The organism is Nostoc sp. (genome assembly GCF_036917315.1).
Classification (GTDB): domain Bacteria; phylum Cyanobacteriota; class Cyanobacteriia; order Cyanobacteriales; family Nostocaceae; genus Nostoc.
The window spans coordinates 1-18,061 of the sequence record NZ_JBALDR010000020.1; the positions used below are offsets into that span (position 1 = coordinate 1).

Annotated in this window: 4 protein-coding genes; all 4 read right to left on the reverse strand. The window is 46.6% G+C overall.

Features of this window, described 5'->3' with window-relative positions; all coding sequences use genetic code 11:
* Positions 1 to 103: 103 nt before the first annotated feature.
* From V7K84_RS10790 to V7K84_RS10805, 4 genes are read right to left on the reverse strand one after another with little or no spacing between them, the layout of a single operon-like run.
* Positions 104 to 1,465, reverse strand: coding sequence for an MFS transporter (locus V7K84_RS10790; RefSeq protein WP_334837964.1), 1,362 nt, complete (start codon positions 1,463 to 1,465; stop codon positions 104 to 106).
* Entirely contained in the window at positions 1,458 to 8,663 is a 7,206-nt protein-coding gene (locus V7K84_RS10795; RefSeq protein WP_334837966.1) for an amino acid adenylation domain-containing protein, read from the reverse strand. The genes V7K84_RS10790 and V7K84_RS10795 overlap by 8 nt, the downstream gene beginning before the upstream one ends.
* Positions 8,664 to 8,678: 15 nt before the next feature.
* A complete protein-coding gene (locus tag V7K84_RS10800; protein WP_334837968.1) occupies positions 8,679 to 13,280 on the reverse strand; it encodes an amino acid adenylation domain-containing protein in 4,602 nt (1,533 codons plus the stop codon).
* Positions 13,281 to 13,285: 5 nt separating this feature from the next.
* Positions 13,286 to 18,058 carry an SDR family NAD(P)-dependent oxidoreductase gene (locus V7K84_RS10805; protein WP_334837969.1) on the reverse strand — a complete coding sequence of 1,591 codons (4,773 nt, stop codon included), beginning with the start codon at positions 18,056 to 18,058 and terminating at the stop codon, positions 13,286 to 13,288.
* Between the last annotated feature and the right edge of the window lie 3 nt (positions 18,059 to 18,061).

The window sequence follows — 18,061 nt, forward strand, 5'->3', positions numbered from 1 at the left end:
AATTTACCCCTTGATGACCAAACCCCGGCATGAATTACGAAAACAGTTGCAAACTGCTTAAATCACAAGCCTTTGGGCTTTTCTTAGTGCCATTCATTGATGCCTAAAGGGAATTGGTATCAGTAGCTGGATTGGCGATCGCATCCGGTAGTTGTTTCTCTAGCAACCGAATATGGGAATACTGGTAGGCAACAACCGTTGTCAGCATGGTAAGCGCTCCCATAACAATGAACATTAATCCAATTCCGCGCCCTGGTCCAACACCGATGAGTTTTCCAATGCTTTTGGCTAAGACTCCACCGGGAAGCAGTAAAGGCTCAAAAACCCGGTCAGCTAATGGTCCTGCGACAAGATAAGCGAGTGGTAGAGATGACCCGACGATCATTCCCATTAAGGCAAAGACTCTTCCCTGGACGTTGAGGGCGACTTTTTTCTGAAAGATGACTTGGGTAGAGCCATTGATGAATGGTAGACCGAAGAAGAAGAGGAAGGCAGCGACAGCAAACAGAGGAGCGGAGGTTCGCAATCCGGCAACTAAAAGGCACAGTCCGTTTAGCAGCATGAAGCCAAACACACTGTTGATGAGGTGCTGCGATCCCCCCCAGATACTCATTACCAGACTACCGAACACCATACCACTGCCTCCGATAGACATCACAATGCCAAGGACAGGAGCCGAGGCAAAGGACAGCACCAATGGCGTGGCTAGAACTCCAACGCTGCCCATAAGGAAGTTAGTAGTAGCTAGGAATATCAACAGCCATAGAAGCCCAGGTCTGGCTGTGATGTAAGTCCAGCCATAGACTACCTCGCGCAGCAACGAACCTTTCTCTGCAATGTTTACAGATGTGGTTTCAGGTTTAGGTTTGGGGAACCGAACGAACAGCAGTGTAACCAGGGCGAAAAGAAAGGAGGCAAAGTCCAGCAGGATAACGCCCTGAATCTGAATGGTAACGATCAGCGCACCTGCCAGCATTGGTGAGATGAGTTGAGCAAGGGATTGTCCCATATGAATTAACCCGCTAGCCCGGCTGAGATGCTGCTTAGGTACAAGCAGTGTGGTAGCAGCTGTATAAGCAGGCAACTGGAAAGCGCTGCAAATAGAGTTGGCGAAAGTGACCACATATATATGCCAAACTTCAAGTCGACCGACGAAAAGCATCAGTGCAAGGGCTAGGGTACACAGACCCGCACCGCAATCACTTAAAAGCATAGTCCAGCGCCGAGACCAACGGTCTACCAGCGCACCAGCTATTGGAGAAATCACAATCATTGGTACAACTGTGCATAAAGAGATCAGGGCAAATTGAGTGACTGACCCGGTGCGTTGATACACCCACACGCCCAACGCAAAGCTGGTAAGACCCGATCCGATCAGCGAGACTAGTTGCCCCAACCAGACGAAGATAAAGATCCCTATACGTCTGGTTGTGGGACGTTGGGTTATCTTATTTCCTTCAATCATCGGTCTGTACCCGATCGAGACAGGCTCTTAACTGTTTTGCCAAAACCGAGACATGGGGTTCGGCAAACATCGTGGCATGATTGCCTGGGACCTCGTAACTTTCTACTAGTTGGAAAGAAAACTTATCCCAACCCATCATAGGTTCATCACTAAATTCCTCACTGTTTTCTACGTATTTTTCAATTGCCTGGAAGACGAAAATCCGATTTGGATACACGTCCTGTGGCATATAATCAATTGCAGCTTGAAGGTTAGATTTATAAACTTGCAGCAAACCCCGCAGTTGTTGCTGGTCAATACTGGGCGGCAAGATATTAACTACTTGCAATTTCTTTAAGAGGTAGTTTAATTGCTCTTCCGGCTGAAGCTTTTGGAGAGCATCATATGATACTAACAGTTCCTTTCCAAAAAAGCTTTCTATGTCCATTGCAATGTCAGTTAATAATCTAGCATCATTACGCTCGACCTTTACAGGTTTTTTGTGCGGATTTGGAGCCAGGGCATCGAAAATGGCGAGTAAAGCTACCTCTTGTCCTTGCTTTTGTAACTGAAGGGACATCTCAAAGGCTACGCGACCACCGAAGCAATGCCCTGCCAAAAAGTACGGACCTTCAGGCTGAATGGTCTGTAGGGCGGCGATGTAATCAGCCGCTATATCCTCAATTTTAGTGTGAGGTACCTGCTTTCCATCAAGACCACGTGCTTGCAGGCTATAAAAAGGTCGCTCTGAACCCAAATAACGTGCCAAATTGTGTAAGTAGATGGCATTGCCACCAGCACCAGGCAGACAAAAGAACGGCCGCTTGGAACCACGAGACTGAATTTTTACCAATGGAGAATCATGTAAAAAGCCCGCATCCTGGCGGAGAGTGGTAGCCATCTGTTCAATCGTCGGAGCTTGAAATAGTGTAGCCAAGGGCAGATTTTGCCCGAATTGCGACTGAATCTGAGCCATCAGGCGCACAGCCAAAAGAGAATGACCACCGAGGTTGAAAAAGTTGTCATTGACACCAATAGGGCGGACATCCAAAACATCTTCCCAAATATGGACAAGTTGCAGTTCCAAAAAGTCACGGGGGGCGATGAAGGTTTCCTCAAGTTCAGGTCTAGCTATGTCTGACTGTGGCAGGGCACGTCGGTTCACTTTGCCATTAGGCATCAGTGGAAGGGCTTCCAACTCCACTATGGCTAAGGGTACCATATAGTCGGGCAACTTCTGCTTGAGGAACTGGTGCAGTTGAGCGATTGCACAGGTATCTGTCTGATTAAGCACCACATAAGCAACCAAGCGCTTGTTACCAGGTACATCCTCCCGAACTATGACCACACTTTCCTGCACACCTGGGTGTTGGTTCAGCACCGTCTCAATTTCTCCCAACTCGATGCGGAAGCCACGTATCTTGACTTGGTGGTCGATGCGCCCCAGGAACTCTACGTTCCCATCGCTTTGGTAACGAGCCAAATCACCAGTTTTATACAGACGTGCTCCGGGGAAATCTTTAAAAGTGTTGGGGATAAATTTCTCAGCGCTCAAGTCCGGGTAGTTGCGATAGCCACGAGCCAGTCCTTCACCACCAATATACAATTCACCTGGTACACCGATAGGCACTGGTTGAAAATGCCGATCCAAGATGTAAAATTGGGTGTTAGGAATGGGACGACCGATTGGTAATTGACTCTGACTCGCCTTTACCTTATAACAAGCTGACCAAATAGTGGTTTCGGTCGGACCATACATATTCCAAACGCTGTCAACCATCTCTAGCAACTGATTGGCGAGTTCTGTATTGAGTGCTTCCCCACCACAAAGAATTTTCAGTTGTGGATTGCCCCGCCATCCAGCTTGTAAAAGTAGTTGCCATGAAGCTGGAGTTGCCTGCATTATAGAAGCACCAGATTCACTTAAAACTTTTATCAACTGCGCTGCATCCATAGCAACTTCACGGCTGCTCAGAACAATTCTCGCACCGACTATCAACGGTAAGTAGATTTCTAAACCGGCAATATCAAAAGAAATTGTAGTCACTGCCAACAAAGCATCTTCCTGTGTCAGTCCAGGATTTAGCCTCATAGCATGTAAAAAATTGACGACAGCTCGGTGTTCAATTTGCACGCCTTTTGGCTTGCCAGTCGACCCGGAGGTGTAAATCACATATGCCAAGTGTTCAGATGTTACTTGACAGTGGACATTTTCTTGGCTTTCCTGAACAATACTTTGCCAGTCGCTATCCAAACACACCACATTTGTATAATCTTTAGTCAACTTTGGAAGTAAACTTTGCTGCGTTACCACTACTGAAACTCGGGCATCTTCAAGCATCAAAGTCAATCGCTCTGGAGGGTAGGCAGGATCGAGTGGCACATAAGCACCACCCGCCTTGAGAATACCTAGCAACCCCACCACCATTTCTACAGAACGCTCCACACAGATGCCTACCAGCACTTCCGGTTCCATACCCAATGCTTGTAGATAGTGTGCCAATTGATTGGCTTTTGTGTTCAACTCTCTATAAGTCAGAATTTGTTCCTCAAATACCAGTGCCACAGCATCCGGTGTTTTTTCCACTTGCGCCTCAAATAGCTGATGGATACATAGATCGCGTGGGTAAATCAGTTCTGTGTGATTCCACTCTACTAGTAATTGCTGGTGCTCTTGCTGTGTTAGTAATGCCAAGTTTGAAAGGCGCTGCTGAGGATCGGCAACGATACCTTCAAGCAAAGTCTTAAAATGTCCTAGCATTCGGCTAATAGTTTGGGCCTCGAACAGGTCAGTATTGTATTCCAAAGATCCCACTAGTCCCTCAGAGCTGTCTTCCATCGCCAGAGTCAAATCAAACTTTGCTGTGGTAATGTCGAGTTCCAAGGAATTTAGGGTTAGTCCCGGCAGTTCTAAAGTTGGCATCGGGGAATTTTGGAGGATAAACATCACCTGAAACAACGGCTGATGGCTCAAGGAACGCTCTGGTTTTAGTGCCTCCACCAGTTGCTCAAAGGGTAGGTCTTGATGGGCATAGGCACCCAGAGCCACTTCGCGCACTCGCCCCAGCAACTCTTGGAAACTCGGATTCCCAGAAAGGTCTGTGCGTAGAACCAATGTGTTAACAAAAAAGCCAATCAACCCCTCGGTTTCGGTGCGGTTACGGTTGGCAATGAGAGAGCCTATACAAATGTCAGACTGCTCTGTATAGCGGTAAAGCAACGTCTGGAATGCCGCCAGTAGGAGCATGAATAAGGTGACACCATTGCACTGACTCAGAAGCTTCAGCTTTTGGGTTAGGGATTCAGAGACAACCAGAGATCCGATCGCGCCTCGGTAACTTTGAATCGGGGGTCGTGGTCGGTCGGTGGGCAGTTCTAAGACTGGGGGCGCGTTGTTGAGTTGTCGCTTCCAGTAGGAAAGTTGTTCTTCCAGTACTTCACCTTGCAACCATTGACGTTGCCAGTGGGCAAAGTCTGCATATTGGATGGGCAAATTAGGCAATGGTGAAGGCTTCCCTGTGGAGAAGGCACAGTAGAGCGCCGCTAGTTCTCGGATGAAGACGCCCATCGACCATCCATCACTGACAATGTGGTGCATTGTCAGCAGGAGTACATGTTCAGTCTCGTTTAGCTGTAGCAGTGTTGCTCGCAGTAAGAGACCTTGAGCTAAATCAAAAGGCCTCTGGGCTTCTGCTGTGGCTAGTCGCTCAACCTCAGCCTGTTGCTTGGCTTGTGGCAATTCACGTAAGTCCACCACTGGCAGGGTCAAGGCGAAAGTTTGGGCGATAACCTGAACTGGCTCCCCATTTACTGTTGTGAAGCTGGTGCATAACGCTTCGTGACGATGGACAATTTCGTTTAGGCTCTGCCTGAGTGCCATCACATGCAGTGAACCAGTAAGGCGCACGCCTGCTGGTATGTTGTAAGCAAAATTACCGGGTTCCAGTTGCTCTAAGAACCATAACCTAGCTTGAGCAAACGATAGCTGGTACTGATCGCGATCGACGGGCAGTAGGGGCGGTGCCTGTAGACGTAGTTGTGTGCGGCAGGCAGTCTCGATACGTTCAGCTAACCCCGCCACTGTAGGAGCCTCAAACAAGCTACGCAAAGGCAATTCCACAGAAAAGGTGTTACGCAACCGAGAGAAAAGCTGAGTTGCCAGCAACGAATGTCCACCCAATTCAAAGAAATTATCGTCAACGCCAACCTGTTGGAGTCCTAAAATCTCACTCCAGATACCCACGAATATCTCCTGTATGGGGGTTCGCGGCGCGACTAGCTCCCCTGCCAAATCTGGTCTAGTAGTCTCAAAAGCCGGGAGGGCGCGACGGTCTACCTTACCATTGGCTGTCAGGGGTAAAGCTTCTAAGTGCACGATTGCTGAGGGTAGCATATACTCAGGCAACTTCTGCTTGAGAAACTGCTGTAGTTGAGCATTCGCACAGGCATCTGTCTGTTTAAGCACCACATAAGCCAGCAAACGCTGATTGCCAGGTATATCTTCTGTTGCTGTCACCACAGCTTCCTGCACCGCTGGGTGTTGAGCTAATACCGCCTCTATTTCCCCTAACTCGATGCGAAAACCGCGAATTTTCACCTGGTTGTCAAGGCGACCAAGAAATTCAATATTGCCGTCACTTAAGTAGCGTGCTAAATCGCCTGTTTTGTAAAGTTTGGCTCCCTGTTGTTGGCTAAAGGGGTTGGGGATAAATTTCAGGGTAGTTAAATCAGGGCGGTTGAGATAACCTCGCGCCACACCAGCACCACCGATATACACTTCCCCCGCAACACCAATTGGAACTGGTTGGAGATGACGGTTAAGAATGTAGATTTGCGTGTTGGAAATCGGTTTCCCAATCGGCAGATTAGTAGCCGCTTTTGCTACATCTTCGACTAAGTACCAGCAAGAGAATGTTGTACTCTCGGTTGGTCCATATACGTGTAGTAATCGTTGGGGTGAACCTTGGGTGAGAATTTCTTTGACACAGCCGACATTCGCCGCCTCACCTCCAAATAAAAGCTGTCGCAGATTTTTAAAGGCAGCTGGCACAACAGTTGCGAATTGATTAAATAAGGCTGTGGTTAAAAACAACGTAGTAATCTGCTGCTGTTGGATATAGGCAGCAAATTCTTCAGCAGACAGGCAGATATCTTTGTCAATACCAATGAGCTGCCCTCCATGAAGCAGTGCTCCCCAAATTTCAAAGGTGGCTGCGTCGAAAGCAACATTTGAGACTTGGGCAACTCGGTCATCAGGCTGAAATTGAATGTAGTTGGTGTTAAACACTAGCCGATTCACAGCCCGATGGGGAACAGCTACCCCCTTGGGTTTTCCTGTAGAACCGGAGGTGTAAATCACGTAAGCTAAGTTCTCAGGATTGATAAAAGTGGGGAGATTTTCCTGGCTTTGTTGGGCTAATGCTTGCGAGTCTGTGTCCAGACAAATCACTTGGGCTGTGTGGGGTGGTAATTGCTCTAGTAAGTGTTTTTGGGTCAACAAAATAGGTACTTGAGCATCTTCTAGCATTAATGCTATACGCTCGGCAGGGTAGGCTGTATCTATTGGTAGGTAAGCCCCGCCTGCTTTGAGAATCGCTAACAGTCCTACGACCATTTCTACACAACGCTCTAGGTACAATCCCACCAAAGTATCTGCGCTGACTCCCAAACCACGCAAATGATGTGCGATTTTGTTGGCACGGCGGTTTAACTCACAATAGGTGAGGCTTTTATCTGCAAACACTACTGCTACAGCATCTGGTGTACGTTCTACCTGTGCTTCAAATAACTCATGGATACACTGTTGCTGTGGGTAATCTGTTTGCGTATCGTTCCACTCTTGGAGTAACTGATGCCGCTCTGGCTCGGTTAACATTGGCAGGTCTGCCAACCTTTGCTCTTGATTCGCAACCATCCCTTCTAGCAAGGTTTCCAAATGCCCCAACATCCTATTGATAGTTGCTGCATCAAACTTGCTAGTATCATATTTAAGTTGTAAATTTAATTTGCGATCAAGTCCAACAACTAGGGTGAGGGGATAATTCGTTTGTTCAAACACTCGAATATTGTCAATGTCTAAACCTTCAATTTGTTGAGTTAAAGAAGTATCGACGGGATAATTCTCAAACACCACGATGCTTTCAAACAAAGGTGTCCCTCGATGGATTTCACTCCAACCATGAATGTCAATCAAAGGAGTGTAGGAGTACTGTTCTCGCTCTACCTGCTGTGCCTGTAATTGTTTAAGCCATGACAACAGTTGAACGTTGAAAGCAACTTGTACCCGCACTGGCAGAGTGTTGATAAACAGTCCCACCATTGATTCTACGCCCCTCAAAGCAGCAGGACGACCAGAAACAGTAGCCCCGAAGAGGACATCTGATTCACCACTATAGTGTGCTAATAGCAATGCCCATGCTGCTTGTACTAGAGTATTGAGTGTTAAATGATGCTGTCGAGTGAAGGACTGGAGAGCAGAAGTCAGCATTGCCGATAATTGTCGTTGCTGTTCCTCATAGCTCGGCTTTTGGTGATGATTCTTACCTGCAACTAATTTAGCTACCAAAGAGGTAGGGGCAGTAAACCCTTGGAGTGTTTGCCGCCAGAAGGCTTCTGCTTGGGCAAGGTCTTGCTGTTGTAACCAACTGATATAGTCGCGGTAGGGACGAGGACGTTCTAAGGATAAATGTTGATTTTTGTTATAGGCTGCGTAGAAAGTAAAGACTTCTTTGCAGATAATCGACAAGCACCAACCATCCATCAGCAGGTGATGAAAGCTGTAGATAAATTGGTGGGTGTCCTCTCGCAGCTTGATGAGAGTAAAGCGTATCAGTGGTGCTTTGTCAAGTTCAAAGCCTTGTTCTCGCTCTCTCTGCAAAAAAGCTTCTAGACGCTCTTGCTGCTCAACTGAGGATAGCGATCGCCAGTCATAGTTTGACCAAGGCAAATTTACCCACTTGCGTACAACCTGGTGCGGCTTTTTACAGTTTTCCCAAACGAAAAAAGTACGAAAAATTGGGTGGCGTTCCAGTACTTTTTGCCAAGCCTGCTCAAATGCTGAAACATTAAAGTTCCCATAGAAAGTGCAGCTAAACTGCTCAAAGTACACGCCCGAATCTGGTGCATAAAGGGTATGGAACAACATACCCTGTTGCATGGGAGAAAGCGCGTAGATGGATTCAATGTTTTTACTTTTATTTTTCTTATCAACGACTACCATTGCTTTTCCTAATTTTCAATCTATTGTTGTCATAAGTTGATCTAGTTCTTCTTGACTCAACTCAGCTTCAGGAAAATCTGAAGGGGTATAGCCGCCTGCGTCTTGCAACTGGCAGTGGTCGATCAGAGATTGCAAAGCATCAATGAATCCAAATGCGAAACGCTCGACTGTTTCCCGGTGATGGATGTTTTGACTGTAAGCCCAATCCAATTGCAGCTTGCCAGAGACTACAAATGCGTTAATTTCCAGGAGATGGTTGCGAACTCCCAAGGAACTAACAGGTGAACCAGGGGACTCTGTTGCAAATCCTAACAGTGGTAATGCCGATAGTACGCCATCCAACTGTCCTAAATAGTTAAAACTGACTTCGGCTTGGGGAAGATGCTGGAGTTTAAAGCGTAGGGCTTCATCTGGACTAAGGTCTCGTAGGATACCATAACCTATGCCTTGCTGTGGTAGACGGCGCAGTTGCTCTTTTACCGACTTCAAAAGTTCCCCTAGATGGTTATCCTTTGGCAACTGCAACCGCACCGGAAACATAGAAGTAAACCAACCCACTGTACGCGACAAATCTACATCTGCAAATATTTCCTCTCGCCCGTGGCCTTCTAGATCGACGACAAGCGAATGCTTACGTTCTCCAGCCCATTCCCCAAAGCTTTGCACCAATGCTGCCAGTAGCACATCATTAATTTGCGTATTGTACACTGAAGGTACTTCCTGCAACAAAGCACGGGTTTGTTCTACTGAGAGCGAAACTGATACCTGTGCCTCACTCGCTACCGTATTGGCTTGCCCGTCTGGGGGATAGTCCACTGGCAATGGAGGAATGTCTGCATTTAACTGCGTTAAGCAGTATTCCCACTGACTCGCTAATGCTTCGGATTGCCCGTATTCCCACAGCTTTTTTGCCCATGCTTGAAAGGACGTGGTCTTGGATGGTAGTTGAATGGCTTCGCCTCGCTCTAGTTGTTGGTAGGAACTAGCTAGGTCTTCCAGCAAAATTCGCCAGGAAACACCATCCACTGCTAAGTGATGTACAATTAACAGCAAGCGACTTGGTTGATCCTTACCCATTTTAAACAGCACAACTCGCAACAGTGGTCCTTCTGACAAGTTCAGGCTGCTTTGCTGTTTAGCGGCGATGCTCTCTAAGGTAGCTTGTTGCTCCTGTGGCTCTAGTCCCGACAAATCTACCACCTCAAACGGCACTGTCACCTCAGCGTCAGCGTTTATCTGCTGCCAACCACTATCTGTGGATACAAACCGTAGGCGTAAGGCATCGTGATGCACTAGTATTTGCTGGACGACTTGCGCCAATAGCGATCGCTTCAAATCTGGTGGTACCAACAGCAGCACAGACTGGTTAAAGTGGTGAGGTTCAGGCTGATTCTGGGCAAAAAACCAGTGTTGAATGGGTGTTAGTGGTACTTCACCAGTTACTAAACCCTGTTTTGCTGTTACTGATGGATGAATGCCCACTACAGTGGACAGCTCTGCAATGGTTTGGTGCTGAAATAACTGCTTGGGTGTGAGCTGCAAACCTGCCTGATTAGCTCGTGACACAATTTGAATGCTGAGGATAGAATCTCCACCCAATTCAAAGAAATTATCGTCAATGCCAACCTGTTGGAGTCCTAAAATCTCACTCCAGATACCCACGAGTATCTCCTGTATGGGGGTTCGCGGCGCGACTAGCTCCCCTGCCAAATCTGGTCTAGTAGTCTCAAAAGCCGGGAGGGCGCGACGGTCTACCTTACCATTGGCTGTCAGGGGTAAAGCTTCTAAGTGCACGATTGCTGAGGGTAGCATATACTCAGGCAACTTCTGCTTGAGAAACTGCTGTAGTTGAGCATTCGCACAGGCATCTGTCTGTTTAAGCACCACATAAGCCAGCAAACGCTGATTGCCAGGTATATCTTCTGTTGCTGTCACCACAGCTTCCTGCACCGCTGGGTGTTGAGCTAATACCGCCTCTATTTCCCCTAACTCGATGCGAAAACCGCGAATTTTCACCTGGTTGTCAAGGCGACCAAGAAATTCAATATTGCCGTCACTTAAGTAGCGTGCTAAATCGCCTGTTTTGTAAAGTTTGGCTCCCTGTTGTTGGCTAAAGGGGTTGGGGATAAATTTCAGGGTAGTTAAATCAGGGCGGTTGAGATAACCTCGCGCCACACCAGCACCACCGATATACACTTCCCCCGCAACACCAATTGGAACTGGTTGGAGATGACGGTTAAGAATGTAGATTTGCGTGTTGGAAATCGGTTTCCCAATCGGCAGATTAGTAGCCGCTTTTGCTACATCTTCGACTAAGTACCAGCAAGAGAATGTTGTACTCTCGGTTGGTCCATATACGTGTAGTAATCGTTGGGGTGAACCTTGGGTGAGAATTTCTTTGACACAGCCGACATTCGCCGCCTCACCTCCAAATAAAAGCTGTCGCAGATTTTTAAAGGCAGCTGGCACAACAGTTGCGAATTGATTAAATAAGGCTGTGGTTAAAAACAACGTAGTAATCTGCTGCTGTTGGATATAGGCAGCAAATTCTTCAGCAGACAGGCAGATATCTTTGTCAATACCAATGAGCTGCCCTCCATGAAGCAGTGCTCCCCAAATTTCAAAGGTGGCTGCGTCGAAAGCAACATTTGAGACTTGGGCAACTCGGTCATCAGGCTGAAATTGAATGTAGTTGGTGTTAAACACTAGCCGATTCACAGCCCGATGGGGAACAGCTACCCCCTTGGGTTTTCCTGTAGAACCGGAGGTGTAAATCACGTAAGCTAAGTTCTCAGGATTGATAAAAGTGGGGAGATTTTCCTGGCTTTGTTGGGCTAATGCTTGCGAGTCTGTGTCCAGACAAATCACTTGGGCTGTGTGGGGTGGTAATTGCTCTAGTAAGTGTTTTTGGGTCAACAAAATAGGTACTTGAGCATCTTCTAGCATTAATGCTATACGCTCGGCAGGGTAGGCTGTATCTATTGGTAGGTAAGCCCCGCCTGCTTTGAGAATCGCTAACAGTCCTACGACCATTTCTACACAACGCTCTAGGTACAATCCCACCAAAGTATCTGCGCTGACTCCCAAACCACGCAAATGATGTGCGATTTTGTTGGCACGGCGGTTTAACTCACAATAGGTGAGGCTTTTATCTGCAAACACTACTGCTACAGCATCTGGTGTACGTTCTACCTGTGCTTCAAATAACTCATGGATACACTGTTGCTGTGGGTAATCTGTTTGCGTATCGTTCCACTCTTGGAGTAACTGATGCCGCTCTGGCTCGGTTAACATTGGCAGGTCTGCCAACCTTTGCTCTTGATTCGCAACCATCCCTTCTAGCAAGGTTTCCAAATGCCCCAACATCCTATTGATAGTTGCTGCATCAAAGCGGCGACAATCGTAGCTCAGGTACAGCAATAACTCCTCACTAGGCATTGCTGCTATGGTCAAGGGATAGTTTGCCCGCTCAAAACAACCTTCTTGACAGATATTTAAGCTTCTGTTTTGCTCATGCAAGGAAGTATCAGTTGGGTAGTTCTCAAACACCACAATACTCTCAAACAGGGACAAGCCGCGAGGAATCTCGCTCCACCCCTGCACCTGCGCCAGGGGACTGTACTCATAGGAGCGCATCTCCCATAATTGGGCTTGTAGCTGCTTGAGCCATTCCACTAAGGAAGCCTGAGACGATACCTGTACCCGCATTGGCAGAGTATTGATAAATAGCCCCACCATCGACTCGACTCCTGTTAAGGTCGGTGGACGACCAAAGACGGTAGTGCCAAAGACTACATCTTCCTGACCGCTGTAGTGTGACAGAAGTAAAGCCCAAGCGCCTTGTATCAGGGTATTTAGAGTTAGTTGATGCTGTCGAGCAAAAGATTGTAGAGCGGCCGTTGCTGTCACTGATAAATGCCGCTGCTGCCCAGCATAGCTTTCCTCTTCACTGGTGGAACTTGCCAATACTCTATCCACTTGCAAGGAAGTTGGTGTGTGTATCCCACTCAACACTTGCTGCCAATATGCCTTTGCTTGAACCAAGTCCTGCTGTTGCAACCAAGCGATATAGTCCTGGTAAGGACGTCTGGGTTCTAAGTGTAGGTTTTGACCGAGACAAAATGCCTCGTAAAAGTCAAAAACTTCCTTAAGTACCAAGGATACAGACCACCCATCGAGTAGCAAGTGGTGATAACTCCAAATAAATTGGTAAACGTTCTCATCCACTTGGATCAGAATTAAGCGCATCAGCGGTGCCTTCGAGAGCTTAAAGCCTCGCTGCCAATCTGCTTGAAGAAAAGCCTCCAGTTGCTCTTGCTGCTCTACTGGGGACAACCCCCGCCAGTCGTGCTGCTCCCAAGGGAGTTTGACACGCCTAACGACTATCTGAAGTGGCTGCTCGATATTTTCCCACACAAAGGCGGTTCGGCAGACCGGATGCCGATCTATTACCTGTTGCCAAGCCTTCTGGAAAGCTAAAACGTTGAGATTTCCATAGAGGGTGTATCTCAACTGCTGGAAATACATCCGAGACTCTGGAGCATAAATGGTATGGAAAAGCATACCTTCCTGCATAGGAGAGAGAGGATAGGCAGCCTCAATATTTTTAGAGTTCATCTTGCTTATTCCTCCTCAAACTCAATACTTCCAAATGCTTTCTCAAGTTCATCCTGACTAAGTTGTACAAGTGAGAAGTCGGAAGGGGTGTAGCCATCCGTGTCAGGAGATTGGCAGTTATTAATCAGCGGCGATCGCAAAATTGTGTCTACCACCTGTGCTAACTTAGCAATTGTTTGGTGTTCAAACAACTGCTTTGGGGTTAGTTCTAAACCTGCTTGATTTAAGCGAGCAATGAGTTGAATACCGATTACCGAATCCCCGCCCAACTCGAAAAAGTTATCATAAATACCCACAAATTCGATACCCAACAATTGCTGCCAGATTTTAGCAATGGTTTGTTCAACCTCATTTCTGGGAGCAACATAAGTGTTTTGTAAGTTAGGTCTGGAATGAAGTGAGTTAACAGTTTCCGGCTTTGAAGATTCTTGATTTTGTAAAGATGCCCCTTTAAGCCACTGGTCGATTCTAGCTTGCAGGTTTCCCGTTGAGATAATTATCTGAGGAACTCCCCTCAGAGATAGAACCCGTTGAAAGACTTCCAATCCTTCATCAGGTGTGATCACCAATTCGGAAGCTTCTGGTTTTATACTTAATTCATCTGCTGCCGATGTCAGCCAATTATCCCAGTTGACAGCAATCCAGGGGATAGAGTTTGTCTGATTATGTTTGTAAGTAAAGGCATCAGTGAAATGGTGCGTTGCCGGATAAGCAGCCATGCCTAATTTGCCCAAAATAGAGGCTAAAGAGGATGTCAATAGGCAAAAATCAAGCTGTTTTCCTTGTAAAATCTTTTCTAATACAAATATTCCTTGTACTGTCGGTCGAAATTGCTGTTCGCATTCGGCTCGACTGATGCCTTGAATTGTCCCCGATAACGTCAGTCCGGCTGCGTGGACTAAACCATGAATTTGACCGAAGCACGCAGATGCTTGAGTTATTGCTGCTTGCATTTGAGTCTCATTAGCTACATCGGCTTCAATGACTAAAACTTCTGCACCTAATGCTTCCAATGCCTGCACTTTTTGGATTCTGTCGCTGATGTCATTTTGGACACTATGGCTTGTCAGCCATTGTTCCCACTCCTGTTTTTTCGGCAAACCGGAACGTCCGATGAGAACTAGTTTTGCTCGTGGTGTCTGAGCCAAGTATTTTGCAACTAGCAAACCAATACCTCCAAGTCCACCTGTAATTAAGTAGACACCCCCCTCTCTCAGTTGCTTGTTGGCTGTGAGAGTTTTATCTAGGTGGACTGCTTCAAAAGTTTGTACCCATCGATAATTGCCCCGATAGCTAACCACCAAATCAGATGGTTGCATAATTCGCAGTTCACCCAAGAGTTGGTTTATCAGTTGGTTCCCCTGAAAACTTCCTAATTTGGGAGTCACAATATCGATGCTCCGACAAGTGATATGGGGAGACTCTTGGGGAATTACCTTACACGCCCCTAACACAGTCACTTTCTCAGGGCATAAACTTTCCTCGCCAGTGACCTCATGCACATTATTGGTAACTACTGCGATCGCTAGAGCATCTTGATGAGCCTGTCGTCCAAAAGCCTGTACCAAAAAGAGCAAACTGTAAAAGCCTAGATTCTGACACTGCTGGAAAAACTCAATCCCTGATTGGGTTTGAGTGTTCGGTGTTATACTCCAAAAATGAGCGATCCTTTGTGGTAATTGATTCTCTCTACGAAGTGCTGTAAGTAAAAGTTCGTAATCTCCCTGTTGCTGAGGATTTATTGTATATACACTTTCACTGAGTTTAGTAAACTTCTCTCCTACAATGACGGTGATGACATCCTGATTCTCTTGTTCGAGTTGTTTCGCAACTTGTGAACCCACTCCACAGGTATCGGCAAATACCAACCAGCGCGATCGCTGCTCTGCTAATTCTCCCTCTTTAAAGGATTCAACCAGCATAGATCTTTTCCAAGAAGGAATATAAAACCAATCTGCCAAATTTGACTTTTTGCCTAGTTTCATTTGACGATAACTGGTATCACCTGTTTTCACTGGGGGTTCAACCCAGTAACGCTGACGCTCGAATGGATACGTTGGTAACGGCAGTCGATAACGTCGCTCTTGGGCATAAAAACTAGACCAATCTACTGGAACACCAAACAGCCAGAGTCGCCCTAAGGTCTTTAGTAAAAACGCCATGTCCGACTGAGAATCCTGCGGATGACGCATCGAAGCCAAAGCAACTAGCTCATCCTGCTTGTGCTGCTTGGCTAATGTACTTAACGTCCGCCCAGGACCCACCTCCAACAAAATACAATTAGGCTCTTGCAGCAACTTCTGTACTCCCTCGCCAAATAGCACAGTTTGACGTAGTTGCTGTGCCCAATAACTGGGATTCGTTGCCTGCTCTGCGGTAATCCAATTGCCAGTTACATTAGAGATAAAAGGAATCTGCGGATAATTCCGGTTGACTTTGCTGACTTCTTGTGTATATGACTCCAAAATTGAGTCCATCATTGATGAATGAAAAGCATGGGAGGTATGCAGACGGCGACAGTTGATACCTTGTTCAGTGAGTTGAGCTTGTAATGTATCAATTGCCTCAATAGTTCCTGAAACTACACAGGAAGACGGACTATTGCTGGCAGCCAAAGAGAGGCTATCCTCCAGGAGCGCCCCAGGAAGTTTTGTTTTCGCCTTCTCTATAAATGGCAGAAATACCTCTTTTCCTCCTACCCCGTTCCCCGTTCCCTGTTCTCTGTTCCCTTTTAATAGAGATTGAACTTCTGATTTTGACAGCGACACAGCCAGCATCGCACCAACTGGAAGTTGCTGCATCAATCGCCCTCGGATTGCTACCAGTGCTAACGCTGTTTCTAAAGAGAAAACACCAGCAAGGCAGGCAGCGACATACTCCCCGATACTATGACCGATCGTTGCTTGAGGACGTATCCCCCATGCCATCCACAACTGAGCTAGAGCGTACTCAATCACAAACAACGCTGGTTGGGTAATTTCAGTCTGTTTTAGTTGCTGTGCAGCTGCTTGAGCCTGTTCCGCGCTGGGGTAGAGGATAGTGTGGATATCTAATCCTAAGTGTGGTTTAAGCAGTTCACAACAGCGATCGACATAGTGACGAAATATCGGCTCAGTCTGGTAAAGTTCCCAGCCCATGTTCGCGTACTGCACACCCTGCCCAGGAAACATAAACACGAGCGATCGATGGCAAGGTTCTTGGAAGTGGGTGAAAACTTGTTGTGATTTTGGCGTTTCCAGTGCCTTGACTGCATCATCAACTGTCTGGCAAACCAGCATCCGGCGATGGTTGAAAGACCTGCGACCAACTTGTAGGGTATAAGCAACATCAGCTAAATTGAGATTGGGATGCTGTTTGAGGTAATCAACTAGATTAGCAGTAGCAGTTTCCAGTGCTGAACTCGTCTTGGCGGAAAGTACTAACAATTTCTGTGCCCGCCCAGGTTTAGAAGCCTCGACAGTTGGGGCTTCCTCAAGAATTACGTGGGCGTTAGTTCCTCCAATACCAAAAGAACTAACCCCAGCCCGGCGTGGAATTTTGCCGTGATTCCATGCGGATAGCTGGGCATTCACATAAAAGGGGCTATTCCCAAAATCAATTTCCGGGTTGGGCTTCTCAAAATGCAAGCTGGGGGGAAGCAATTGATGTTTGAGGGCGAGGACTGTTTTGATTAAGCCTGTCACCCCTGCTGCTGCACCCAAATGTCCAAAATTTGTTTTCACTGAGCCGATAGCACAAAAGTTTCTTTTTTGTGTACTGGAAGCAAAAACCTTTTGCAAAGCTGTGATTTCAATCGGGTCTCCTAAAGGCGTTCCGGTTCCATGAGTTTCGATATAGCTAATTGTCTCAGGCTCAACCCCAGCCAACGCTTGCGCTTCTGCGATCGCTTGTGCTTGACCTTCTACACTGGGTGCTGTGTATCCAATTTTTAAAGCACCATCATTATTGATCGCGGAACTTTTAATCACCGCATGAATGCAATCTCCATCTGCGATCGCATCCTCTAATCGTTTCAAAACTACAATGCCTACACCATTGCCAGCCACCGTTCCCTGCGCCTTCGCATCAAAAGCACGACAGTAACCATCAGGAGAAAAAATTCCTCCGGTTTCATAGCGATAGCCAGATTTCTGAGGCACATTGATCGAAACACCACCAGCCAAAGTCATATCACTTTCGCCATTCAGCAAACTTTGGCAGGCAAAGTGAACAGCAACTAAGGAAGTAGAGCAGGCAGTTTGGACAGTAACACTTGGTCCTTTCAGGTTTAATTTGTAAGAAACAAGGGTAGATAAAAAATCTTTATCATTTCCAATTTCCATTCGGAAACTGCTTTCTGAATTTAAAAATTTCTGATTTTGATAAAGATTGAATAAAAAGTAGTTATTAAAGTCTAAACCTGCGTAAACACCAATTCGGCCTGCATAAGTTTCAGAATTATAACCAACACTTTCCAGAACTTCCCATGCCTGTTCTAGAAAAACTCGATGTTGTGGGTCCATCATTTCAGCTTCTCTAGGCGAGAAACCAAAAAAAGAAGCATCAAACAACTCTACATCTTCTAAAATTCCTCCTGCTTTCACATAATTAGAATCACTAAATACTGCCGATTCTATCCCCGAAGATATTAATTCCTCATCGGTGAAAGAAGAAATTGATTCGACTCCATCTCGCAAATTTTGCCAAAATTGGTCAATATTTTTTGCGCCTGGAAAACGACCAGCCATACCGATAATGGCTATTTCCTCAAGATGACTAAATGTATCGAAGCTACTCATGAT